19 protein-coding genes and 3 pseudogenes are annotated in these 23,136 nt (G+C 39.6%); 10 read left to right on the forward strand and 12 right to left on the reverse strand.

Annotated features, from left to right (window positions below; translation table 11 throughout):
- Positions 1 to 96: pseudogene (locus AAC854_RS24225) on the forward strand (IS982 family transposase); the annotation flags it as partial.
- 108 nt (positions 97 to 204) lie between these two features.
- Here the strand turns inward: AAC854_RS24225 and AAC854_RS05405 are convergent.
- On the reverse strand, positions 205 to 360 hold the full coding sequence (locus AAC854_RS05405; protein WP_340616210.1) for a hypothetical protein: 156 nt from the start codon (positions 358 to 360) through the stop codon (positions 205 to 207).
- Positions 354 to 1,145 carry a class I SAM-dependent methyltransferase gene (locus AAC854_RS05410; RefSeq protein ID WP_340616211.1) on the reverse strand — a complete coding sequence of 264 codons (792 nt, stop codon included), beginning with the start codon at positions 1,143 to 1,145 and terminating at the stop codon, positions 354 to 356. Before AAC854_RS05410 ends, AAC854_RS05405 begins: the two co-directional genes overlap by 7 nt.
- Before the next feature lie 502 nt (positions 1,146 to 1,647).
- Here AAC854_RS05410 and AAC854_RS05415 point away from each other — a divergent pair.
- The 3 genes and pseudogenes from AAC854_RS05415 to AAC854_RS05425 all read left to right on the forward strand — a co-directional run.
- Positions 1,648 to 1,725 (forward strand): annotated as a pseudogene (locus AAC854_RS05415) (IS200/IS605 family transposase); the annotation flags it as partial.
- A gap of 419 nt (positions 1,726 to 2,144) precedes the next feature.
- Positions 2,145 to 3,062: a tyrosine-type recombinase/integrase gene (locus tag AAC854_RS05420; protein WP_340616263.1), complete on the forward strand. Its 918-nt coding sequence runs from the start codon at positions 2,145 to 2,147 to the stop codon at positions 3,060 to 3,062.
- Between the two features lie 135 nt (positions 3,063 to 3,197).
- On the forward strand, positions 3,198 to 4,076 hold the full coding sequence (locus AAC854_RS05425; RefSeq protein WP_340616212.1) for a DMT family transporter: 879 nt from the start codon (positions 3,198 to 3,200) through the stop codon (positions 4,074 to 4,076).
- An 83-nt stretch (positions 4,077 to 4,159) separates the two neighbouring features.
- Here AAC854_RS05425 and uspE read toward each other — a convergent pair whose 3' ends face one another.
- Positions 4,160 to 5,104 carry a universal stress protein UspE gene (gene uspE, locus AAC854_RS05430; protein ID WP_340616213.1) on the reverse strand — a complete coding sequence of 315 codons (945 nt, stop codon included), beginning with the start codon at positions 5,102 to 5,104 and terminating at the stop codon, positions 4,160 to 4,162.
- A 127-nt stretch (positions 5,105 to 5,231) separates the two neighbouring features.
- Positions 5,232 to 5,987 (reverse strand): FNR family transcription factor, encoded by a 756-nt coding sequence (locus tag AAC854_RS05435; protein WP_340616214.1) that lies wholly within the window; start codon positions 5,985 to 5,987, stop codon positions 5,232 to 5,234.
- Positions 5,988 to 6,251: 264 nt separating this feature from the next.
- On the opposite strand from AAC854_RS05435, the gene AAC854_RS05440 reads away from it, so the two are divergent.
- Together AAC854_RS05440 and AAC854_RS05445 are read left to right on the forward strand one after the other, a co-directional pair.
- Positions 6,252 to 7,148 (forward strand): dimethyl sulfoxide reductase anchor subunit family protein, encoded by an 897-nt coding sequence (locus tag AAC854_RS05440; protein WP_340616215.1) that lies wholly within the window; start codon positions 6,252 to 6,254, stop codon positions 7,146 to 7,148.
- Positions 7,149 to 7,593: 445 nt separating this feature from the next.
- Positions 7,594 to 9,543, forward strand: a complete 1,950-nt coding sequence (locus AAC854_RS05445) for a pyridoxal phosphate-dependent decarboxylase family protein (protein WP_340616216.1) — start codon at positions 7,594 to 7,596, stop codon at positions 9,541 to 9,543.
- A 94-nt stretch (positions 9,544 to 9,637) separates the two neighbouring features.
- Here AAC854_RS05445 and AAC854_RS05450 read toward each other — a convergent pair.
- Positions 9,638 to 9,876: pseudogene (locus AAC854_RS05450) on the reverse strand (hypothetical protein); the annotation flags it as partial.
- A gap of 59 nt (positions 9,877 to 9,935) precedes the next feature.
- Between AAC854_RS05450 and AAC854_RS05455 the strand changes: the two are divergent.
- Positions 9,936 to 10,991, forward strand: coding sequence for a serine hydrolase domain-containing protein (locus AAC854_RS05455; protein ID WP_340616217.1), 1,056 nt, complete (start codon positions 9,936 to 9,938; stop codon positions 10,989 to 10,991).
- 172 nt (positions 10,992 to 11,163) lie between these two features.
- On the opposite strand, the gene AAC854_RS05460 is transcribed toward AAC854_RS05455, so the two are convergent.
- The 3 genes from AAC854_RS05460 to AAC854_RS05470 are packed head-to-tail and all read right to left on the reverse strand — an operon-like array spanning position 11,164 to position 12,523.
- The gene (locus tag AAC854_RS05460; RefSeq protein ID WP_340616218.1) at positions 11,164 to 11,739 is read right to left on the reverse strand and encodes a class I SAM-dependent methyltransferase; all 576 of its coding nucleotides are present in this window, start codon (positions 11,737 to 11,739) and stop codon (positions 11,164 to 11,166) included.
- Positions 11,729 to 11,857 (reverse strand): hypothetical protein, encoded by a 129-nt coding sequence (locus AAC854_RS05465; RefSeq protein WP_340616219.1) that lies wholly within the window; start codon positions 11,855 to 11,857, stop codon positions 11,729 to 11,731. The genes AAC854_RS05460 and AAC854_RS05465 overlap by 11 nt, the downstream gene beginning before the upstream one ends.
- A 45-nt stretch (positions 11,858 to 11,902) precedes the next feature.
- Positions 11,903 to 12,523, reverse strand: a complete 621-nt coding sequence (locus tag AAC854_RS05470; protein ID WP_340616220.1) for a LysE family translocator — start codon at positions 12,521 to 12,523, stop codon at positions 11,903 to 11,905.
- A gap of 120 nt (positions 12,524 to 12,643) precedes the next feature.
- Here AAC854_RS05470 and AAC854_RS05475 point away from each other — a divergent pair, with 120 nt between their 5' ends.
- A complete protein-coding gene (locus AAC854_RS05475; protein WP_340616221.1) occupies positions 12,644 to 13,552 on the forward strand; it encodes a LysR family transcriptional regulator in 909 nt (302 codons plus the stop codon).
- Here AAC854_RS05475 and AAC854_RS05480 read toward each other — a convergent pair.
- The 4 genes from AAC854_RS05480 to AAC854_RS05495 form a co-directional block, all read right to left on the reverse strand.
- The gene (locus AAC854_RS05480) at positions 13,521 to 14,717 is read right to left on the reverse strand and encodes an MFS transporter (RefSeq protein ID WP_340616222.1); all 1,197 of its coding nucleotides are present in this window, start codon (positions 14,715 to 14,717) and stop codon (positions 13,521 to 13,523) included. The two genes, AAC854_RS05475 and AAC854_RS05480, sit on opposite strands and share 32 nt — an antisense overlap.
- A 211-nt stretch (positions 14,718 to 14,928) precedes the next feature.
- Complete coding sequence (locus AAC854_RS05485; RefSeq protein ID WP_340616223.1) at positions 14,929 to 16,449, reverse strand: trypsin-like serine peptidase; 1,521 nt, start codon at positions 16,447 to 16,449, stop codon at positions 14,929 to 14,931.
- Positions 16,450 to 16,626: 177 nt separating this feature from the next.
- Entirely contained in the window at positions 16,627 to 19,698 is a 3,072-nt protein-coding gene (locus AAC854_RS05490) for an autotransporter domain-containing protein (protein WP_340616224.1), read from the reverse strand.
- Positions 19,699 to 20,364: 666 nt separating this feature from the next.
- Positions 20,365 to 21,147 (reverse strand): helix-turn-helix transcriptional regulator, encoded by a 783-nt coding sequence (locus AAC854_RS05495; protein WP_340616225.1) that lies wholly within the window; start codon positions 21,145 to 21,147, stop codon positions 20,365 to 20,367.
- Between the two features lie 105 nt (positions 21,148 to 21,252).
- Between AAC854_RS05495 and AAC854_RS05500 the strand changes: the two genes are divergently transcribed.
- Both AAC854_RS05500 and AAC854_RS05505 read left to right on the forward strand, forming a co-directional pair.
- Entirely contained in the window at positions 21,253 to 22,659 is a 1,407-nt protein-coding gene (locus AAC854_RS05500; protein ID WP_340616226.1) for an MFS transporter, read from the forward strand.
- Positions 22,660 to 22,684: 25 nt separating this feature from the next.
- Positions 22,685 to 23,110 (forward strand): GNAT family N-acetyltransferase, encoded by a 426-nt coding sequence (locus tag AAC854_RS05505; RefSeq protein ID WP_340616227.1) that lies wholly within the window; start codon positions 22,685 to 22,687, stop codon positions 23,108 to 23,110.
- The last annotated feature ends 26 nt before the right edge of the window (positions 23,111 to 23,136 follow it).

The following is a 23,136-nucleotide window of genomic DNA, read 5'->3' on the forward strand; positions in this document are numbered from 1 at the left end:
AAGCTGCTTTCTCACACGTTGGGTATTTTTGCCAATTTTAAACAAGGTAAAAGGCAACGCGACTGGCTTCAACAAGCCCATGTTATAGGCTGTTAAAGTTGAGCATCACGTAAAAAAAGTAAAAAAATATCATTAGGTACAACAGCCTTGGACGATTTTCACCTTTCCATAAAGCGTAACCGCCCAACACCCCGGTATTTCCGTTCAGGGCAAAAACATCCGTCTGACCAAAGCGTAATTTAACCCGGCTAACCAGCCGTAACTGTAGAAAAAATCATTGTCGGTGACCAGCGCATCCCACTCATGTCTGTCAATATGTTCAATGCTGGAGACAGAATATTGCCCCAAATAACTTAGCATGCCTCCCCCTTGATACCTTCAATGATGGCTGCATGCGGGCATTTAACATAGGGAGAAAGGTTCAGTAAGTCCGGACTAGCGGGTATATTCAATGGCTTCCAGTTTATCGCATGGAAACCGGACTGTTGCAGTGTATTTTCTAATGTTGAATGCGACCAATAGTAGGCTTGGATATTGATATCGTACGGTGTCTGACAGATATGAAGTCGAACAGGGCTTCCATCCGCACGAGGTTGCTCTTCAATCAGGCGAAAACCAAAGGGACGATAAAATTCCGGATCTGCGTTAAACTGTGGATGGATAGGGAGTGTGATTAATTGGCCACCTGGCTTTAATACCCTGGCCATGGTTTGGCTCATGTTTAGTAATTCTTCGTGGTTAGCTGCATAGGGCATCACATAAACAGCAAGAACGACATCGAAATATTCGTTATAATCTTCACTAATCTTTGAAATATATCTAATATCATCCTTTTCTTTTTCTTCGCGGCGAAGTGCATAATTGAGCATGCCTTCGGAAATATCCTGACCAACAATACATTTGGCTTTTCGAACTTTCAGCCAGCGTGTAATGGCACCCGGGCCACATCCGAAATCCAGCACATTCAGACCGGATAAGTCTCCCAATAAATTTTCTAGTGTTGGCAGCTCTAATTCTTTACGGTAGGGCCAGGAGCTCATCTTTTCATAGAGTCCTGCATACCCATCAAATGTTGAGGGGTTAAATTTTTGAGTGTGTGTTTTTTCTTTGGCCGACGAAAATCCAGAATACTCTTTAGAAAACATATATCCTAATCCATTAATTAAAAAATGAATTAACAGGTTTGTCTCTTGCAACCTAATCCAATGCATGTTTCATGCAAATATGATGAGGAGAAAGTTATACCTGCCACCATTCCCTGAGATGAGTTAATTAAAATAAGTGTAAGGATTAAATCTTCCTGAAAAGAGACATTCCATATTTTAGATATTGCATTAAAGTTAGTATATAGAGTTTGGATGAGGTTCCGGCTGTCATTAAATGACATTTAATTGACATAAAGTGTCAAAGGTCATAGATGTCTTCCTGACACATTGCCAGTTTTTTTATGCTCTCGATTAGGCTTTGGGGGTACGCCGTAATTTCAGATTTCTCCATCACGCAGAGAAAAATAAGAAGATTGTTGACGAATTCTGTTTGTTGACAAAATCGACATTTTACTTCAACCGTCGACATTTTACTTCAACCGTCGCCATTTAATTTCTCCGAAAAAAGGGGAATTATATATCACCATCAACGGGTTGAATACGGGAGCGGGAGTTAGTTCGCCAGACATGTGAATCATTTGAAATTAGGACCTTAAAAGGTGTAGTGAGCACAGAGCACCGTTCACAGACTAGTGATTAAGTGGTTGTTGAGTATTTTTGTTTGATCTCTTACTGACAAATTTTATTGTTATTATACAAATGGTTATATAAACATCAGGAATCTATATCTATTCTACTTATTAAAAGATACATTTGAAAAAGTAAGATTTATTGAATAAGATGGTGTGAGTAATTAGCCGTGATTTTTACGTAGCATAACCGCTAAGATGCACTTAAATTGCGTTAAAAATAAACTATCAAGGATAGGAAAATGGAAATGCTTGTTCCGTTCGAACTCTATCAATGGATTATGTTTTGGCGAACTATAGACATTGAAGTCGGGAGGTAGCTTTGAATAATCAAAATAACCATAAAAATAGTAGTGATAAAAAATCACTTATCGTGCTAACCGACTCTCAACAAAATCAGGGTAAGCTGATGTCATTATCAGCATCGGGAAAGCAGATATATGAAAACCCCGCAATTGCATATCTTGTCAGTCTTGGCTCAAAACGCAGTCGCCAAACGATGAAATCATTTTTGGATATCGTGGCAAAAATGTTGGGATACCAAAATGTGCGGGACTGTACTTGGCATGCACTCCGTCGTCACCATGTCCAGGCAATTATGGAAATGCTTGCAGATTCGGGTAAAGCGCCGGCAACAATTAATACTTATCTTTCTGCTTTGAAAGGGGTTGCATTGGAAGCCTGGACAATGAAACAACTCGACACTGATAATTTTCAACATATAAGACAAGTGCGGTCTGTCAGGGGGAATCGGTTGCCAAAAGGCAGGGCGCTTGAGCGTTATGAAATAAAGGATCTGTTTTTTACCTGCGAAAATGATGTTAGCACAAAAGGATTACGTGACGCGGCGATTATTGGAGTGCTTTTAGGTTGTGGGCTGAGACGCTCAGAAATTGTTTCGTTAGATATGAAACACATTATTCGTCGCGAACAAGCATTAAGGGTAATGGGAAAAGGGAATAAAGAACGCTTATCTTATATGCCGGAAGGAACATGGGAACGTTTAAATCGTTGGATAGATGAAGTTCGCGGAGATCATGCCGGTCCGCTTTTTACCCGAATTCGTCGCCATGATGACGTAACTGATAACCGTTTATCAGATCAAGCTATTTATCACATCCTTGAGATACGCAGAATAGAGAGTGGATTGGAAAAGTTTGCCCCACATGATCTGCGCAGAACTTTTGCATCAGCCATGTTGGATAATGGTGAAGATATCGTAACCGTCAAAGATGCGATGGGGCATTCAAGTATTACCACAACCCAGAAATATGATCGACGTGGGGATGAACGCTTGAAGAATGCTGCTAGAAATTTAAATTTCTGACAGGAAGAGTAACTACCAAACAGAGACACACTTTTTATGGATTCAAAAAATTCCTGTATCAGGGGTTGATCAGCCGACTGTTTCATTCAGTGTTAATTTCTGGTTTTTAATAAATATTATGATGGGTGTACTTGTATGACCTCAAAAACACTTTGGAGTACCTACGGTTCAACTTCTCTCTTTGTTTTATTATGGAGTAGTGGTGCCATTTTTTCCCGTTGGGGACTGGATCATAGTTCTTCTTTTGCCATTTTGACGGTACGTTTTGCAATTGCTTTCTTGTTTTTATTAGTACTCTGCATGTTCAAAAAACGTTATCTTCCAGCTTCAGGGAGTAGAAAAAAAGTTGCCTCTGTGGGGTTATTGATCATTGGCGGATATTCTGTTTTTTATTTTCTGGCATTGGAACATGGAATAACCCCCGGTATTTTAGCTACAGTGATGGGAATTCAGCCAATTATTACACTTTGGGTGATGGAAAGGCATTTCACTGCTTACCGTTTAATGGGATTAATCCTATCTTTCATGGGATTAATGCTGGTGGTATTTCAAGGCTTGGTATTGACTGAATTTTCCTTTTCAGGCACTTTTTTTGCCTTAGCGGCCCTGTTCTGTATGAGCATCGGTGCTATTTTTCAGAAACAAATTCATCAAGCCCCCTCTGAAGTATTGCCATTGCAATATGGCGTAAGTTTATTACTTTGCCTGTTATTTATTCCTTTTAAGCCTTTTCATATTGAACCCGTTATAGGTTTTATTGTGCCTGCATTGTGGCTTGGTTTAGTCATTTCTGTCGTTGCTCAATTATTACTTTATCGTCTTATCAGAGCGGGTAATTTAGTCAATGTCACTAGCTTGTTTTATCTTGTTCCAGGGGTAACAGCAATAATGGATTATTTATTTTTAGGTAATACGTTATCTGCTTTAAGTATTCTTGGAATGATCTCTATAATAATTGGTTTAGCTCTGGTTTTTCGTAAAAAAGAAACAAAAGAAATTAAAAGCATTAAATGAATTAAAATGTGAAATTGCCCGAACTTTATTTCGGGCAATTCATTTATTAATTATCAACGAGCTTCTATCATTTATCAATCTCGTTATTCTTCATCTACCTTGATAGGGCAAACAAACCCATCAGGTTTTATAGCTAACAAATCACATTTAAGCCGATCGATAACATGTTCGGCGGTATTACCAAGAAATGCGGCTGATAACCCAGTTCGGCCAAGGATGCCTAAAACAACCACACCTGCATTTAATTCATCACATATTTCAGGAATCACTTTTTCCGGTACACCTTCATGAACGTGGGTTTGTTGTTCACTGATATGGAATTTCTGTCGCAACTCTTTCATTGCAATCAAATGTTGACCACGTAATGCCTGATTGTACACATTAGGGTCAAAATCAGGCAATTCAGTTGCAATATTTAAAGGGGCGGTTGGATAAGCATTAACGAGATGAATCAAGGGATCTTTTACAATGCGATTGGCGAGATCTTGTGTTTCACGCACTAATTTTAGATTCAATTTATTATGATAAGGCTCTTCATTGGATAAATTGACTGCAACCACAGCAGAACCATTTTCTGGCCATACTTGATCTTTTACCATCCAGACAGGGCAAGGACTTTTGCGTAGCAGATGCCAGTCCAGTGGAGTAAAAATCATTGACTCCAACCGGGAATGTTGGTGGGCCATTTTCAATAATAAATCATGATTGCCAGTGATAACTTCTTGAATAATGGCTTCATAAGAACGATTATGCCAAACCACTTTAATCTCAATATCAATTCCTGATTCAAGATAATAATGGGCTTGCTGCTTTATCCAAGCGACTCGTTGACCAATCACACCTTTCCGCATTGCGTTTCTTTCTTCAGGAGAAAGCAGGGTAGTCATTTCATATGAAAGGTCATAAATAGGTAAAAATGCTTTAATGCGGCCGCCATTGCGTTGCACGATATAAACGGCCCGCCTTAATGCAGGTTGATCATCCTGATTGGGATCAATTGCGACCAAGAGGTTTTGGTAGTTTGCCATACTGAATTCCTCGTAGAGTCTGGATGCCTCTTTAATACAGAAGATAAACCAATATGGACAACTATAACAGGGTAAAAGAATGCCAGATCAGCAAAATATAGTGATCTGGCTTAAATTTTAGATAACGTCAGGAAACTTTGGCGGGAGCTTTACCAGCCAGTTCGGTCAATTTATCCATATCTTCGACAGCGATATACTTACCTTTGACAGCCAGGATACCATTCTTCTGGAAACGACCAAGCAGGCGACTAATGGTTTCAACGGTCAAGCCTAAGTAATTACCGATGTCGCCACGAGTCATTGTCAGGCGGAATTCACGAGGTGAGAAACCACGTTGCGCAAAGCGACGTGACAAATTATAGACAAATGCAGCCAGTCTTTCTTCAGCGTTCTTTTTGGACAGCAACAGGATCATCTCTTGATCACCTTTGATTTCTCCACTCATCAAACGCATCATCTGCTGGCGGAGATTAGGCATTTTTCCTGAAAGGTCATCCAGCGTTTCAAATGGGATTTCACATACCATTGATGTTTCAAGCGCTTGAGCAAAGCTTGGGTGTTCAGTGTTAATGATTGCATCAAAACCAACTAGATCACCAGCAAGATGGAAACCCGTAATTTGTTCGTCGCCTTCTTCAGTAATTGTATAACTTTTGATGGTTCCTGAACGGATGGCATAGAGTGCTTTCAATGAATCACCAGCTTTGAACAAGGTTTGCCCTTTCTGGATGGGTTTCTTACGCTCGATGATATTATCAAGCTGATCAAGCTCATGTTCATTTAAGGTAAAAGGAATACAGAGCTGGCTAATGCTACAATCCTGACAGTGGATTGCGCAACCACCAGATTGAATCCGACGAATAATACGTTTTTCCGGGATCATAGGGAGTGCTCATTAGAAGTGATTGATATGTGTAAATTTAACATATTTAGGTAGCTCTGGTAAGAGCCAGATACTCGCATTAATCACGGCATATATCATCACTAGTGAAAAAAGATGAAATTTTTTTGGATTAACGTCGAACTTGCGTAAAACTTTAACCATTCAATATAATATCTCAATTAAACTGAAATTTAATTAATAATGTATGGATATAATACGCGTTGATGATGTTGTTTGGTTACAGATAAATGGAATAGGATTGACATGAGTGAGTGGTTGTTAATTGCATTTACAATGATAGTGCAAAGTTCTGTGGGGCTTGCACTGATGAGTGTACTTTATGTTTACTGGTTTAAGCACGAACTAAACACATGGCAACATTCAGTAACTATTCTTGTGCAAAAAACATTATTAAAAATATATTTAATAAGTAGTGTACTGGCAGGTATCGGGTTTATCTCCTCTTTAAACATTTGGGAATATCCACCTAATGTTTACCAATCGTTACACAATGTTAAGCAGGATTGGATGGACATAGAAACGATCTTTGCTGCTGTCTATTTTGGTTTGCTTGTACTACATACACTTTTTGTTGCGTTTAGAAAGCGGGTTTATGTTTATATCATGTTGGCAATTGGCATCATTGGAGTCATTGATATTCACTATATGGCGATTATTTACGTCAATAGTGACATGGTTACATGGACGAACATCAATACCTATTTTCTGTTCTATGGTGCCGTATTTACTTTAGGCCCTGCATTGGCTTTATCACTTATCGCCTGTCCGTTAAGGAAATTTATTCGAGGAAAATTACCTACTAAGCTAGTGATGGCAGCTCTCTTTGTTGTTTTTATCAGTGTTACTGTACGATTGATTGAGCATCCGGCCTATATGGAATGGTTAGCAGAAGTCACGATGGTTAATGATAATATGATCTTCCCACACCAAACTGAACTTAATATCAAAAGTGCCTTTGGACTAAAAATGCTCTCATGGTGCTTATATATTATTGCAATGGCAACCTGGATTTATGCCTTATGGAAGGGGAGAGATAACCTGCTGATTAATAAGACTTATTATATTATTGTCGGTTCGATGCTCATATTTATCGCCGAATTGGTTAATCAATATACATTTTTTGTTATGTGCAACTTATGATAGATAATTCATACTACTTCCATTGATTATCCTTCGCCTTACGTTCTGCATAACAGGGTCAGTGACAACGTCACCGATCCTGTTATGTGTGAACAGTGTCATATTTATAATTTCTATACGTGATATTTTCATCATAATAATATGAGGTATTCTTCTCATTTCTTTGTTGTAGCGCACAAATTTAAAGATTAATATTAACTTATTATTAATATTCTAAGAACTATGTTTTATATCTATAAAAATAGATTGATTTGCATATGTTGCAGAAAGTTTTTTTGCATTGATTGAAAATCAAACAATTTATTTTAATTAGTTATTGTAGGTGTTTTTTATAACCGCCATATGGGTTTGTCATTAACCATAGAAAACAAAAACAAATTATTAATAAGTTTATAAAACGACCTTACTACAAAACACAAAGAATCAGTTAAAAGGCTGCGTAATTATGACTAAACCACTTCATCCTAATTTAAATGTAGATGCGTTATTTTTAGGACCAAAATCAGAGAATGCGGTTTTTTTTAGAGAGATGATGGACTATGCGGTTAACGAACATATGTACTGGCGTTCAGGTTTTCATCCTGGAGATTCTGCGTTAATTACATCTGTTGATCGCTATGAACACAATTATAGAGAAACACTTTACCGGACAGAAGGGATCTTAAATCAACTGTCATCAAAACTGAAAAACTCGTCAATTCCTTTCTTTTCTCCCCGTTATCTTGGCCATATTAGTAGCGATACATTAATGGTTTCTAATCTTGCTTACGTCATGGCCATGATGTACAACCCGAATAACTGTAGTTATGAAGCTTCCCCGACAACAACAGAACTAGAACTTGAATCGGGATTAGATCTTTGCCGTATGTTTGGTTATAACCCGCATCAATCCTGGGGGCATATTACCTCCGGCGGTACAGTCGCGAATTATGAAGGACTGTGGGTAGCCAGGAATTTAAAAACATTACCTTTTGCAATATCTCAACATCCCAAAACAAAAGATCTGGTCAGCCATAAATCGCCAAAGCAATTGAAAAATATGCCAACGGCTGAAATTTTGAATTTAATCAGTACACTACAAGAGCGCGGAGTTTTTGAAGAAGTACGTGATATGACATGTCGTGGTACAGGCGCTAAACCAGAAATATTAGGCAAACTGTTAGTTCCACAATCTAAACATTACTCTTGGATGAAAGCGGCAGATATCTTTGGTATTGGTCAGGAAAATATTATCCCATTACCTGTTAATGAAAATTATCAAACTGACGTTGCTCAAATGCGGAAAATTACCTTGGAGTTAATCGAACAAGGTGAGTCAATTTTAGCGATGATTTCTGTGGTTGGCACGACAGAGGTTGGTGCAATTGATAGAATTGATGAAGTTATTGCCTTAAGGCAAGAGTGTGAAGAGCGTTATGGTGAATCTTTCTATATTCATGTTGATGCAGCTTACGCGGGATACGCTTGCGCCATGTTGCTGAATGAACAGGGCGAATTTATTGAATATGACGAGCTTGCTAATTGTCATCGTTCGATAGGCATTATGCCGGAAAACATCAGTTGGCCGAAGCCAGAAGTTTATAAGAGCTTCAAGGCGTTGAAAGAAGTGGATTCAATTACAGTTGATCCCCATAAAGTTGGTTTCATTCAATACGCTGCGGGTGCAATTTGTATGAAAGACAAACGCATTCTTGATTTGATCTCTTCTCGTGCAGCTTATGTTTTTGAAGAAAAAAATGACAACACAACCCCTGTTGTCAACAATAGAGGTATTCTTGGTTCGTCTATTATGGAAGGTTCAAAAGCGGGAGCAACCGCAGCAGCGCTTTGGGCCGCTCATCGCTTATTACCTTTGAATATCAACGGATATGGGAAAGTCATTGCTGCTGGTATCGTTACAGCACAAAGATTAATAGATAAATTGGCAAATATGTCACCCATAGAAGTAGGTAAGCATCAGTTTGAAGTACATGTTATGCCATCCCCAGATTTTCATATGATTAATTTTACATTCAAAGAAATAGGGAACGAAAATCTAGAAAGTCACAATGCACTCAACAAGCGGCTTTATGAACTGTGTTCCTATTCTACAGGACGAGCTTATACCAACGACTTCCTCACATCATCAACCATACTAGATTATAAAGAGTATGGTGATACACCAAGACACTACGCAGAACGGTGTGGTTTTAGCCGCAGTGAATGGGATAATGTTCGCCGTATCTTTGTATTGCGTGCAGCGGTAATGACTTATTGCTTACGTGATGAAGAGCACTTTGAAGAGTTCTGGAATCAGCTTCAAGCTATCTTTGTTAAGAAACTGAATCAGTTGGCTGATGAAGAAGAGAAGAAAGCACGATTGAAATCAAGTTTGGATGCACCATTACTTGTCTAATAGATAAACGTCCAAACGTTGTTTAATCAAGATTTGAATATTAAAAATGGTTGAATGTAAAAGGGGTTGTAAGTCGGAATTCCAGAAAATTCCGTTACCCTAAATTCAACCCCGCCACGAGGGCATCAAGGTCAATAATTTTCCCCTCGCTCTGGAAGGTATAATGCCAGTTCAGCAAAATATGCTGCCAGGCGATGGGGGACATTTGGGTAATCAATGCCAGTGCCTTGAGTTACTGATCTCCGTTTCAATGTCGGTTCGTCCGGTGAGTTTCCTTTTGCTGCCGACCTGAGTGATGGCCGAAGATTCAAGCCGGTTTTGTGAGCGGTGAACCAGAATTTTGGACTCCTCATAAGCCTGCTATTCTGATTAATATTAATGTGAGGTAATTTGTGAAATATCATTTTCATAAAAAAGCATTACAACATGCGCTGGATCGCTGGCAAAAAGTTTCCCCCTGTTTGGGCTGCAATGTTTCATTGATGGACTCTCAGGGCAATTACTGGCATGGAGCAAGTGGCTATACGCGATTGGATATGGATAATCCTCTGGTTCCCCTAAGAAAATGTTACATCTACAGTATTACTAAAGTATTCACAGCTATACGCATTCTTCAGTTGGTCAAACAAGGGAACATAGCTTTGGATGAAAAAGTGACCATGTACTTGGATGATTTGGGATTTTCTGCTGGAATAACAATCCGGCAATTACTCAATCATACTTCGGGAATTCCAAACTATACGGATTTTTCTGAGTATGATTCAGCTGTAAAAGAGCAACCAGGGCAACCTTGGAAATCTACGGAGACATTACGTCGTGCCAGTGAGCTAGATCCAGATTTTTTGCCAGGGGAAGGTTGGAAATACAGTAACACTGGCTATATATTGTTATCCCAACTGATTGAGACAATAACAAATGAGAGTTATAGCCAGAATATCTATGAACATATTATTAAACCACTGAATTTGCATAATACGCGTGTGGCCAGTGATATTGATAAAGGTGAATTAACGCCTGGCTATAGTCGAAAATTGAATAATGAGGAAATTTTAGAGGATATTACAACTTTTTATCATCCTGGCTGGTGTCAGACGGAAGTATTAATTTCCACCACTGAAGATATTTCTCAACTTTTCGTAGCGCTATTTAATGGTGATTTTATTGATCGTGCCCTACTGAATGAAATGTGTGAATTTATATCGATTGGTTATAGTGTGGGGACATTCTACCCCAATCCAGGTTATGGGCTAGGTCTCATGATTGATCCGGACTGGGGAACGGCTGGTTTATACGGTCATGGTGGAGAGGGCCCAGGATTTAACACTTGGGCGGTTTATATACCGAATATTAATGGTCGCTGGTTGGTTATCACCATTTTTTGCAATACAAGTATGATTGGACAACCAGTTCATTTGGTTAGTGATTTGCTACGTGCACTTTCTACCTGATCCTCTGCTATGATGTGGTGGTCAAGAAATACCGGAATTTATTGACCATATATGGACTGGAGTAAGAATCAACATCAAATAACCGGGTAAATTAGCATGAACACGATGGTTTATCATCCAGTGACTTGTCGTTTTTATCACCATAGACTATGGTATATTCATTTGATATTTCTTATTTTATGCCAACCCAAACTGTCCAAAAGTCTTTCTCAACAATATCAGTCTTGTTACCCAACGATTTTTCCATCTGTTTGATAAGGTGAGTGATTTCTTCATCGCTCAATTCGTGCGAAATAGAGCGACCTTTGCGTAGTTGAAAATCTGCTGCCAATTGTGAAAAATTTTTATAGGTGTTGTGTTTTTCTAAAAAAGGTACCACCTTAACTTGTTTAAATCCTACTGCTTTTAGTCCATTAATGACTTCAATATTGTCCGGCCTACGTTGGGTTTCAAAATGATATAGGTGAGGGTAAACATCAAAAATATAGTCCCGAATATGTTCAGGTGAATCCGGTAGTTGGATATCCTGAAGTGTTCTGTCCTGTAAAATGTACATTCCACCAGAACGTAATAAACGATAGGCTTCAGCGAAACATATTGTTCTGTTTTCTTGGGTTATATGGTGGATAAGCGCTCTTTCAAAAACAATATCCTGACTGCTATCAGGCAAACCAGTGCAAAGAGCATCTCCTTGTTTGATCATGACATTCGAAAGGCCGTGAGTATTTTCTGCCACATCAGCCAACATCTGCAATTTCCTTATCGCGAGGTTCCACCAGCTTTTGGATTAAATCATACCATTCCTGTTGAGCATCACGGCCAACATAAGTATGTCTGTTTTCTTTTGCATTAAAGTTGATTGGCATAATAGAGATCCCTTAACGCTGCTATTAATTCATCGCTAAGTTTTATCAGTTAACAATAGGAATTGCACCTAAAGAAACACCCAATCCGATTAAAATAACGCCAATGATTCGGTTGAGCATTGTTTGTTTTTCTAGCATTGCCGTCCTAAGCTTTTGGTGGGAAAAGAGGATAGCAACACCAACAAACCAGAAAAGGTGCATTAGAGAAATAAAAATCCCATAGCCCATTTGCAAGCTAATACCAGTCGATGGGGAAACAATCTGAGTAAATGTGCTGACAACAAAAAGTGTTGTTTTAGGGTTTAATATATTTGTCAGAAAACCCGTTCTAAACGAGGCAATTGAGGCATTTTTTGTGGAGTTAATATCAATACTAATGTCAATTTTCGTTTTTGATGTGAGTGTCTTATAACCAATGTAGATAAGGTAAATAGCCCCTACAACCTTTATAGCAAATAAAATATTATGAGAGTGAGCAATCAAAATACCAATCCCAAGTATGGTATAAGTAACATGCACTAAGATACCTACAGCAATTCCAAATGCCGCCAATATGCCTGCTTGTCGACCATACAGGTAGCTGTTACGGGTGATCATCGCAAAGTCAGCTCCTGGGCTGATAACCGCAAGGATGGTAATAATGGCTACAGCAATTAACTCTGTCATTTTGTCTCCTAAGTATTGGTTGTCATATTTTGATAACTTATTCTCTTGATTTTTTGACTAAAAAATAACGATTAATTTGCGCTAGAATGATTGAGAAAAAATCAACGATAAAGGAATGCAATGAGAAACCTTCCTCCACTGAACTCATTACGGGCGTTCGAAGCCGCAGCTCGTTACCAAAATTTAGTCAAAGCGGCTGAAGAGTTGTTTGTGACACAGGGTGCGGTAAGTCGTCAGATCCGGCAATTAGAAGCGGCTTTGGGGGTTGCATTATTTGAGCGTAGGAATAGGGGGCTTTTTTTAACACCAGCAGGTGAAAAACTCAAACAAGCCTGTCAACAAGCTTTCGGGCTTTTAACACTAACAATTAATGGGCTTCAACAAACATTGCAAACAACGCGATTGGTTGTTTCTTGTGAACCCACTATTATGATGAAGTGGCTTATTCCCAATCTGATGAAATTTAAGAAAAATTATCCTGATATTGAAATCCATTTAGTCGCTGGTGGAGGTAATATCGATTTTTCACGAAACTCAGTTAACTTAGCTATTCGTCGAAATGATTTTATTTGGGATAAGCGTTACTTTGCTGAAATTTTGGGAAAAGAATGGATAGCCCCGATTTGTTTACCTGATGCAGAAAACGATGTTATTGCAAATCAGCCAATGACTTTACTGCATACACATACCCGTCCTGAAGCGTGGAATAATTGGATGTCAGGAACTCAGTGCGTTATCTCAAAACGTCACGAACACTGGTTTGAACACTTTTATATTCTATTGGAAGCGGTGATGGCCGGCCATGGTGTTGGAATAAGCTCGATATACATGATTGAACAAGAGTTGAGCGACAAACGGGTAAGCGCTCCTTATGGCTTCATTCCAGATGGTTCAGCTTATTACCTGATATCACCCGATACTTTTTCTGCCAATACACCGCAAATTATCTTTCTTGAATGGTTAAAAAAAGAGTTTAGTGCAACTTATTCACGATTTTCTAAGTTTTGCCATTCTTATAGTGATGAGTAAGTGACAGTGTCACTATAAAATCCCGTAGTGACAGCCCGATTCCCACTATAAAGCAGCTCCCCAGCGCTATCATAGTTATCGTAACACCATGCTGTATCAGTAAGTTGGTGGCAATAGGGAGTAAAAACAAAATTGTCAGATTATTCATACTTTCTGAAATTGCCAATATCTGACCTCTGTTCTGTGCTGCCCGATTTGCTAAAATAGAAGTGCTTATTGGTGCTGCAAGGCCAAGCGCCCACCCCCATAACATCAAACAACCAAGGCTGAAAAACAGGGACAGCGGCATTAGCATAAATACAGAAATAGTGAGAAACAGTAATACTGTTGCCAGTAAAAGAATCCATTCATCTCTGACATACAACTTTTTTACAATACTTACGAACAGATTACCCAAGCCAAGTCCAATACCAAAGGCAGAAACGGATAGGCCAATTGCTCCTGTTCCCAATCCATAATGCTGTCTTAGAACCTCTCCAGCCAGAATAAAAGTGGATACTGCCGTTCCATTCCAAAGCCCTTTTGCAATGAGAGGGAGTATTAAATTGCCTTGATGTACCCATTGAAATGCGACTGTCTGAGGCTCCGCTTTTCGAATATTAATCAGGTCTGGAATATATTTTTTGCTTAAAATGCAGAGTAAAAGACACCCAATTGCACTTATCAGAAATGGTGTCCGCCAGCCAGATAATTCCGTTAAAATACCGGCAAAAATAGGACCGCCTGCTATACCACCAGTCATACCGAGCATGACGATCCCCATCGCTGACGCTTGTTTGTGGAGTGGAAAAATTTCCGCAATTAACGCAAAGATAGTTGGAATCAAAGCGGCTGAAGCAATGCCACCAAAGATACGCAATCCAATTGCAATTTCCAGATTGGGAGCCACGGTTAATGCCAAACCATCAAGGGCAAGAAATAGCAGGGATGCTAACAATAATTTGCGCCGGTTTATTCGATCAGATAACCAACCAAAAACCGGTGCAGCAAGTGCATAAGCAAAAACATACCCGGATACCAGCCAAACCGATTTATCTGTTGTCGTTTTAAATGCTTCAGCCAAGGGCTTGAGCATAGGAGATAACATAAATTCTGTCACACCGATGAAAAATACAGCAAATGAAAATATAGGCAAAATGGCAGGTGGAATAGTACGCGATGGCATATTCAAGCCTCCTTTAATAGAAATAGGATTCAAGTAGTTGATTGATGGACATTTGACTGAAAGAGATTTCAGCGGGAATATTCAGGATTGATAAAGTAGTGGTGGTATAGAGAACGACAAGATATTCGGGAGAGGATAAAAATGATACTATCAGAAAAAATGGGACAATGGTGTTTTATTGTCCCACATTTCCAATTTTCTAGATAGCTATTTACTCAGCAATAGTAGAATCAAAATCAAGTACATTAATCGGGCCGGCATTTTTTGCTGTATCTTCACCATATGCACAGACGCGCCATGGAGCTTTAGATTTATCCAGATTTACGGGTCTCCAGAAGAAACTGTAAGCTGCTTTATCATCACAATGAGTTGTCGCTTTAGGGCCATATTTGACAAATATACTTCCGAGCTCATATGGACGGGGTTCAGCCGTTACAGTCCAGGCACCATTCCCATAATCATTGACATGCAAAGTGGGTTTAATTGAGGGTGGGGTATTATCAATTTCCCGCAACATGATTGACGCATCTTTAGTTTTCTGCCATTGACCATCGTTATTCTGGTTAATCACACAAAGCTTGTAGATCCCATCTTTTTCCGGAAGTAACAAGTTTTGTAGCGGATTCTGGCTAGCAAGAATGGGAGCACCATATCCGGCTTCATCTGCACAATTCACTTCACTGATTAAGCCTGTTTTATATCGAATATTCTTGACGTTGGCTTTTTCCTTGATAACAACATCCCATTTTGCTTTCTCTCCGCTAGTAGGATCAACACTCTGAGATATCCACGGTGACCAGAAATTCGTTTTTTCCAGAACATCACCACTGCCGTTTTGGAGTTTAGACAGGTCAAGTTTGCTATCTTTTGTGAGTGCATTCGCAATGTTATCTACAGGAATGAAATAGCTAATACCTTCCTGTGGAACACCTTTATTGTTCTCAATAATACAAGGTCTGTTACCCCCACAACCCGTCATCCCAGATTCTGTCGTTGTATTAAGCACCCCAATTACGTTTGTTTGACCTTTCTCAAAAACAGGGGAACCGGAGCTTCCACCGACTACACCAGCGCAGTTAACCGAGAAAACCGGAGACCAAAACCATGGCGAGCCACCTTCATACAATTCTGGAGACTTTCCAGTAATATTACACTCGGATTTTCTGAGATAAGCGTAATTGTAATCAACGTTATTGACAGGAATATGAGTTAACACAATAGGTTGCTGTTTCATCTCAAGATTTTTCTTCAACTTCATCGGATAGTAGCCTTTTTGGGCTAATTCACCATAAGTTGCTTTCAGCTCTAATACCGCGATATCTTCGTTCTTCATCGTTGAATACAAGATACGGTTGACTTTAACCGGAGAAAGGTTGTCCTTTTTATCAATGAAGTAGTCCGGAGTATATTTCCAATAATCAGGGGCCGGTTGATCAACCGCCACGTCATTTGTGCCTACATTACTGTCTACACAATGACCGGCGGTCAGTATCAATGCGGGAGTATTTTTATCAGGTGCATTTTCACCGGCAATTAAAGTTGCAGTACAGTGTGAGTAGCCATTTAATTTACCAACGGTTCTGTATTTTTCAGCGCCGGGGTCAGTTGATTTCATTAATGGAGCACCATTATCATTTGGCGCTTCAAAAGGTACGGAGCCATTCAAAGCCAAAGCATTTGAAATTGCTGAAAGAGAAAACAAACTGATTAATAGAGTTTTACGATAAGCCATACTTTTCCTCCTTTAGGTGTTCTAATGACTTAAAACCATTATCAGATTTAATCATTACCCGATACCATCGAAGTGATTTGTGCTAAAGAAGATACAAGTGGCCTAAAAAGTAAAACTCACTGCCAATCATTGTCAGCAGTGAGTTTTTGTTATTTAAAAGACATCTATTTTTACCGATCAGAAGCGCCATTTGGCATTCAGGAATACGCCGTTATCCTTATGATTGCCTGACAGAACGCCGCTATATCCCAGTGACAACTTAGTGTTTTCATTAATACCTAATTCCGTACCTGCTTTGATTACAGCGGAATCACGTGCTGCTGACACACTATTGACAGTAAACGTTGAGTTACTATTGCTAAAACTTAGTTTAGTGTCGCGATCTACTTTACCAAACTGATGTTGCCAACCCAGTTCGCCATATACGCCCACAGTCAGCTCATTTTCAGTCTGCCATTTTTGATCTGCACGTAAACCTAATGTAGAGAAGGTCGCATTTTTCGATTGTTTGTTACCATTCAGTGCCGCGGCACCGCCATGCTCATTAATGCTACCGTTACGGAAGTTGACATAAGACAGGTTAACGAATGGCTCCAGATTCATCCAGGATGTATTCATTCCATAAGCCGCTTCAGTAAACAATTGACCAGTATGGGCGTTATACTTGGCTTTCAGATTATCGGATTGTTGACCAAAGGCAACTGAACGTTCTGTATCAAAGCGATGCCAACTGTAAGCAGCACCGGCACGCAACGCTAAAGCCTCAATCTGCTTGCTACCGTATAGAGCCAGATGGAAATTGTCACTGCGTGCTGAAGTGCTGTAGCCACCTTTCAGTGAAGAACGGGTATACCCAGTAGCTACACCGAGACGCCAATCATTACCCAGTTCTCTATCTGCACCCAGTAACACACCATAGTTGGATACACGATATCCATTGACTTCACTGTTACCATTCGCACGTTGCCAGTTGCCCATGATTTGCACCCACGCACCGTTTTTATCCGCCTTGATATCCTGTCCGATAGTTCCACCATCAGCCTGACGCAAACGGATATTCAGAGTATCGCGCAGATAGCGGCTACTATTGATTTGTGCCGCTGCGATATCAGCATGAATCTGTCCGGTAGAAAACTGTTGGAATGCCTGGCGAGCTTGATCTGCCGTATCAAACATTAAGATGCTCTCATAAACCGGATGGCCAAGATCCAATTTATCAGCAGCATCAGCCACGGCGCGTTCGTTCGCGGTCATCCCAAAGCTGGCGAATTTGGTGGAATTACGTTTTATATCCAACATCACACGGGCAGTTTGGTAATTCTGATCAGTCTGGTAACTCAGCTCAGTACCAACAAACAAGTAGTTTGGTACTACGGAAGCAAATTCCCCGTTGATACCGCTGTTTGCCTGCAAGATATTGTATTGCTGACCAAGAAGGCTACGAACTTCTTGTTTTGATAATAAGTTACTGCTGTTTTCCAGCGTAACTTGTACTTCACCACCTTTCAGCGTTGCCAAACCATTGCTGATAATGCGATCGCCATTACTCTGGTTATTTGGTGCCACTTTTACCAGATAACGTGAGCCATTTTGGAAGGTAATATTACGATCAACGCTCAGCGTACCACTTGATCCTAACTCGCCAGGCGCAATATTGGCTCCGGTATTAGCTATAATAGAACCGACAGTACCCGTTCCTCCAAGAGTTGCGCCATCATGCACGGTTACATCAGAAGTTATAGAGCCACTGACTTGCAAATGGCCTTGTTCTACCAAAGTCGGTCCTTTGTAAGTACTATTTCTACCCGCAAGTTCAAGTGTCCCTTTACCAATTTTCGTCAATCCACCGTGACCGGAGATATCATTGCTCCAATTGTCATAGACACATTCAATACTGTTACATGTTCTTTCTACAGTCGTATCTTTTTCAACTAATTCACCGAGACCCGGAATATTGGCAATAAACTGTGTTTCAGTATAAGAGCCCGGAATATAATATTTTTTAGGAATATCATTTTCAGTAATGAACATTTTAGGGCCATCAATGGCATCTTTCAGGTTCAACATTCCCCAGCCATACATGTCATCCAAACCGGGGGCACCCAAGTCGGTAGCGGTGGTTTTGAGGACATCAGAAATTTGCCCGGCAGTCATATAAGGAAAACGTTGCATTAAGACGGCTGCGGCCCCTGCTACATGGGGTGATGCCATTGATGTACCAGTATAAGCATCATAAGTAGGATCGATCGTCAACTCATCATTTTTGAGAGCTTCTTCATCGATGTCCCCATCAACTTTAGAAATAAAATCGCCTGTACTGCTGTAAATTTTTGTCCCTGGTGCAGACAAACAATAGCTGGCAGTATATCCGCAACTTGTTGATGAGACATTAATCTCATTTTCTCTGGTCAGGTTGGCAACGCTGAGGTAGTTTTTCAACGCGTCAGGGAAGAAATACGGCATACCTGCATGAAACCAGGTGACGTTATAGTTATTTGCATTTCCTGCCGCAAAAACAACCAATTTTCCATGACGTGCTGCACGTAATAGACCCGCGCTTCTGGTTGTATAATCATCGAGTTCTGGAATTGGAGAACGACTTAACCGATCCAGATCATCTTTAATAGGTGTCACATAATTAATGACATCTTGCAAAGTGACTTTATAGTAATCAATCGTACCATCTGGTCTCCGTTTGGGCCTACCGTTCGCATCAGTATAATAGCGAGGGCGAACACCCCAACTGTTATTAATTACACGCACATCGCTTTGAATCATGGCTTCTGTACGGTTATAGTCATTTTGCAAATATTTCCCTGTAATTAAACCCGCATCAAATGCCACACCGTGCATTTCCTTACCGTCCCGGTTTGCTGCAATGATCCCTGAAACATGGTTACCATGGGCACCGAATTCGATATTTCCAAAGATATCTTTGTCATAGCTCCATGGGTCTTCTGGGCTCAGAATCTTCAACTTACCTGCAAACTCAGGATGATTGGTAACAGCTTCATCGAGTACACCAACATTAATGCCTTTACCCGTGTAACCACGGGCATAAGCATAATGAGCACCAATAGCAGCCAATCCCCATTGATGATTAAACTCTTCAGATAACCAACTGCTCGGCGAGTTCTTTTTACCCTGTTCCTGATATTCAGTCGCAGCCATTGAAGCATTAACAGGTAATGTCCCAAATAATAACGTCATCCACAAAAAGATCGGTCGTGCCGGATTATTTTTTTTCATAAGAGATGATCCATTTTTCAAAAAGTGGCAACTTTCAATTCGCTGTTTGGCACATCGCTCCTTGAAAAGTCCTTATTAATAAAACCGATGATTAAATTACAATAAGCAGGCAGTAGCAGTCCGGCCCTATATTTTTTCGATAGCCTATAGGGTAATGACGAACATAATGCTCTTTACCTGCGAGTTGCTATAGCATAATAATTAAAGCCAAATTGCAATAAAAACATTAACTTATTTATAACTAATTTGAAACAAAAAATAAGAGTCATCTAACAAGGAGTATTTTTATCTTATTGAAATAAGATAAGTTATTTTTTTATATAGTGAGATCTTCTTGATTTGTTTCTAAAATGTAATTTTATTGTGATTTGCTGGTGTTTTTTGAGACTATGGGATCAGCGTTTTATTCTATTGAGTCACTTAATAATTCCGTTTGAAATCAGTAGATGACTTATGGATATTAAAGGAGATGGTGGAATCTTCTTTTTAAAACAATCACACTACATAATAGAGTGTTATACTTTCTGTATAAAATATTATTTTTACAAAGAGGTTATTCCAAAATTTAATATTATTTACCATGCGTACTAACAAATAATTTAATACCTCATTCAAATATTGATTGTATATTCATATTCACACTTATTTTATTCTGGCAGAGCCGAATCAATCTTCAGCATAAATAATCAGGCGCAAATGTCTTTCGGCATCAGTAATCATTGATGTGTAGCCGAAAGTAGTTGCCTGTCCATTCACGTTCAGCTCCCGCACACCATTACAAGGTTCATAGATTTCATGCTTATGCCACATCCCATAAAAATCAGGTGAAGTTTTAAGCAGTTTGTTGACTAATTCCTGAATATAATTGTCTTTAGCAGAAAGGGCATAATCACGCCTAAAGCTGGCCAGTAAACGATAAGCATCTCGTTCCCAATGACAAAACAATTCCCGATAATGTTCATTGGTAAACAATAACCACAAAAAATTTCTCTGTTCACTTCCAACCTGACTGAAACAAAAACACTCATCTGCTGGTTGATTAAAAGCCAAAACATCCCAATGCAAGTTCAACACATAAGTTAGGTGAGGGGATAAATCATTCATAAGCCGTTTGACGAGTGGAGAAACCACACATAGCGTTTGTCCGGTTTCTATAGGTTCACGCATGTGTGCGAGTAAGTACAGATGCCTACGCTCAGCCGTGTTCAATTTCAATATTTTAGCCAGATTATCCAAAAAAGAGGCTGATACCCCGATTTCCCGGCCTTGTTCCAACCATGTATACCAAGTGACACCGACACCAGCCAGAGCTGCTATTTCTTCACGCCTCAATCCTGGGGTACGACGACGGCCTATATGAGGTAATCCAACGGATTCAGGGCTGATACTTTCTCTTTTAGCGCGTAAGAAATTAGCTAATTCGGTGCGGCTTCTTTTTAATTTCGTCATGATTTTCAATCCATTACTATTAGTAATAGTATAAGTTGTTAAATTGTAACAGGATAACAAGGGCATTAAAATCTGCTTATCTCAAACATTGCGGGGACTTACATTATGTCTAAAAGGGATTACTTAACCTTGTCAGTGCTGTTATCAGCCGGATTTATGACTATCTTTGATCTTTTCGTTGTCAATATTGCCATCGCCAATATTCAATCACAATTACAGGCAACGTTATTTCAGGTTACGCTGGTTATTGTGGCCTATGAAATTGGTTTTGGGTTGTTATTGATTACAGGAGGGCGCTTGGGTGATCTATTCGGCCGGCGGCGATTGTTTCAATTAGGCACATTAGCTTTTACTCTAACGTCATTACTTTGTGGCCTTGCACCCACAGCAATTTTTCTGATTTTTGCGCGGTTCTTGCAAGGCTTATCAGCAGCGTTGTTATTCCCGCAAGTTTACTCCAGCATTCGTGTCAACTTTGCAGGAGATAATAGCCGTCGAGCGTTTGGTTTATTGGGAATGACGTTGGGTTTTGCCGCTATTGCCGGGCAAACTTTAGGTGGTTGGATGATCGCTGCCAATTTATGGGATTTACAATGGCGTTCTATTTTTTTGGTTAATGTTCCCATCGGCTTATTGGCTTTAGGCTTCTCAGGCTATATCAACGAAAGTCTTGCGCAGGAAAAACCAGGGCTAGATTTAATTGGGGTAGCACTTTCCAGCATTGGGATTTTTGCCTTACTGTTGCCACTTTTGATTGGGCCAACGTTGAACTGGCCAATATGGAGCTGGGCATTACTCTTTTTAGCTTTTTTGGTTCTGCTACAATTTTTACGTCATGAAAAACATTATGTTGCCCAAGGGAAAACACCTCTTTTCAACTTTGACTTATTGAAAAATAAACAGTTTAGTTTAGGTTGTTTATTGGTTTTATTCGTTTATTCCACTTCCAGTTCATTTTTTCTCATTTTTGCATTATTTTTACAAAATGGTTTAGGTTTCAATCCATTTGATGCAGGGCTTATTTTCGCACCTGCCAGCATAGGCTTTGTTTTATCTTCACTCAATGCTCCTTATTGGGTTAAGCGCTTTGGCAGCAGGGCCATAATTGTCGGTGCATTGCTCTATGCAATTTCTTTCATTGCCCTCATTACTGCCATTGCAATGTTATCCCCGACAACGTTTTCAGTGGCAACATCATTATTTGTGATTGTGCCGATTTTGATGCTGCTTGGTTATGGCCAAGGTTTTGTTATGACGCCATTACTTAATGTTGTTCTGGCTTTTGTCAACGTGCAATTTGCCGGTATGGCATCAGGAATAATTGCTACTTTACAACAGATTGGGGCGGCTTTTGGTGTTGCTGTGGTCAGTATATTAATTCAATGGAATTTTAATAATGTGGATATTCTCACTTTTATCACATACCAAAATGCCTTTGTTCATAGTATGTTTTACAATATTGCCGCCGCTTTTATTACATTTTACCTGTTGAAAAAACTACATCGAAAATAGATGTGCATTATGGAGATATTGAAACGTGATCAGATCATTTACAGAAGCAGATATGGATGCAGTTTTGTCCATTTGGTTAGAAGCTTCAATGAAAGCTCACGATTTTGTAGCGGCTGAATTTTGGCAATCTCAAGTAAAAAACATGAGAAGCATTTATATCCCGGCGTCAGAAGTACACGTCTATGAACAGGATTCTAACGTCATTGCTTTTTATGCTCTGCACGGTAATGAATTGGCGGCTGTTTTTGTATCGCCAGATAAGCAAGGGCAGGGAATTGGCAAGTCCTTGATTAATGATGCTAAAAAACGAAGGAATGAACTTACGTTATCGGTCTATCAACAGAACCAAGCTAGTTATAACTTCTATTTGTCGCAAGGATTTTATGTTGTCAGCGAAGAAATAGATGAAAATACAGGATGCCAAGAATATTTTATGTGTTTAAAGAGGTAAATAAAAAACACATTCCATTAACAAAT

The organism is Xenorhabdus entomophaga (assembly GCF_037996725.1).
GTDB classification, from domain to species: domain Bacteria; phylum Pseudomonadota; class Gammaproteobacteria; order Enterobacterales; family Enterobacteriaceae; genus Xenorhabdus; species Xenorhabdus khoisanae.

Excerpts from the sequence above, each read along its gene's own strand:
- AAC854_RS05405 (WP_340616210.1), bottom strand. The coding sequence starts at position 360 with ATGCTAAGTTATTTGGGGCAATATTCTGTCTCCAGCATTGAACATATT.
- AAC854_RS05410 (WP_340616211.1), bottom strand. The coding sequence starts at position 1,145 with ATGTTTTCTAAAGAGTATTCTGGATTTTCGTCGGCCAAAGAAAAAACA.
- AAC854_RS05420 (WP_340616263.1), top strand. The coding sequence starts at position 2,145 with ATGTCATTATCAGCATCGGGAAAGCAGATATATGAAAACCCCGCAATT.
- AAC854_RS05425 (WP_340616212.1), top strand. The coding sequence starts at position 3,198 with ATGACCTCAAAAACACTTTGGAGTACCTACGGTTCAACTTCTCTCTTT.
- uspE (WP_340616213.1), bottom strand. The coding sequence starts at position 5,104 with ATGGCAAACTACCAAAACCTCTTGGTCGCAATTGATCCCAATCAGGAT.
- AAC854_RS05435 (WP_340616214.1), bottom strand. The coding sequence starts at position 5,987 with ATGATCCCGGAAAAACGTATTATTCGTCGGATTCAATCTGGTGGTTGC.
- AAC854_RS05440 (WP_340616215.1), top strand. The coding sequence starts at position 6,252 with ATGAGTGAGTGGTTGTTAATTGCATTTACAATGATAGTGCAAAGTTCT.
- AAC854_RS05445 (WP_340616216.1), top strand. The coding sequence starts at position 7,594 with ATGACTAAACCACTTCATCCTAATTTAAATGTAGATGCGTTATTTTTA.
- AAC854_RS05460 (WP_340616218.1), bottom strand. The coding sequence starts at position 11,739 with ATGTTGGCTGATGTGGCAGAAAATACTCACGGCCTTTCGAATGTCATG.
- AAC854_RS05465 (WP_340616219.1), bottom strand. The coding sequence starts at position 11,857 with ATGCCAATCAACTTTAATGCAAAAGAAAACAGACATACTTATGTTGGC.
- AAC854_RS05470 (WP_340616220.1), bottom strand. The coding sequence starts at position 12,523 with ATGACAGAGTTAATTGCTGTAGCCATTATTACCATCCTTGCGGTTATC.
- AAC854_RS05475 (WP_340616221.1), top strand. The coding sequence starts at position 12,644 with ATGAGAAACCTTCCTCCACTGAACTCATTACGGGCGTTCGAAGCCGCA.
- AAC854_RS05480 (WP_340616222.1), bottom strand. The coding sequence starts at position 14,717 with ATGCCATCGCGTACTATTCCACCTGCCATTTTGCCTATATTTTCATTT.
- AAC854_RS05485 (WP_340616223.1), bottom strand. The coding sequence starts at position 16,449 with ATGGCTTATCGTAAAACTCTATTAATCAGTTTGTTTTCTCTTTCAGCA.
- AAC854_RS05490 (WP_340616224.1), bottom strand. The coding sequence starts at position 19,698 with ATGAAAAAAAATAATCCGGCACGACCGATCTTTTTGTGGATGACGTTA.
- AAC854_RS05495 (WP_340616225.1), bottom strand. The coding sequence starts at position 21,147 with ATGACGAAATTAAAAAGAAGCCGCACCGAATTAGCTAATTTCTTACGC.
- AAC854_RS05500 (WP_340616226.1), top strand. The coding sequence starts at position 21,253 with ATGTCTAAAAGGGATTACTTAACCTTGTCAGTGCTGTTATCAGCCGGA.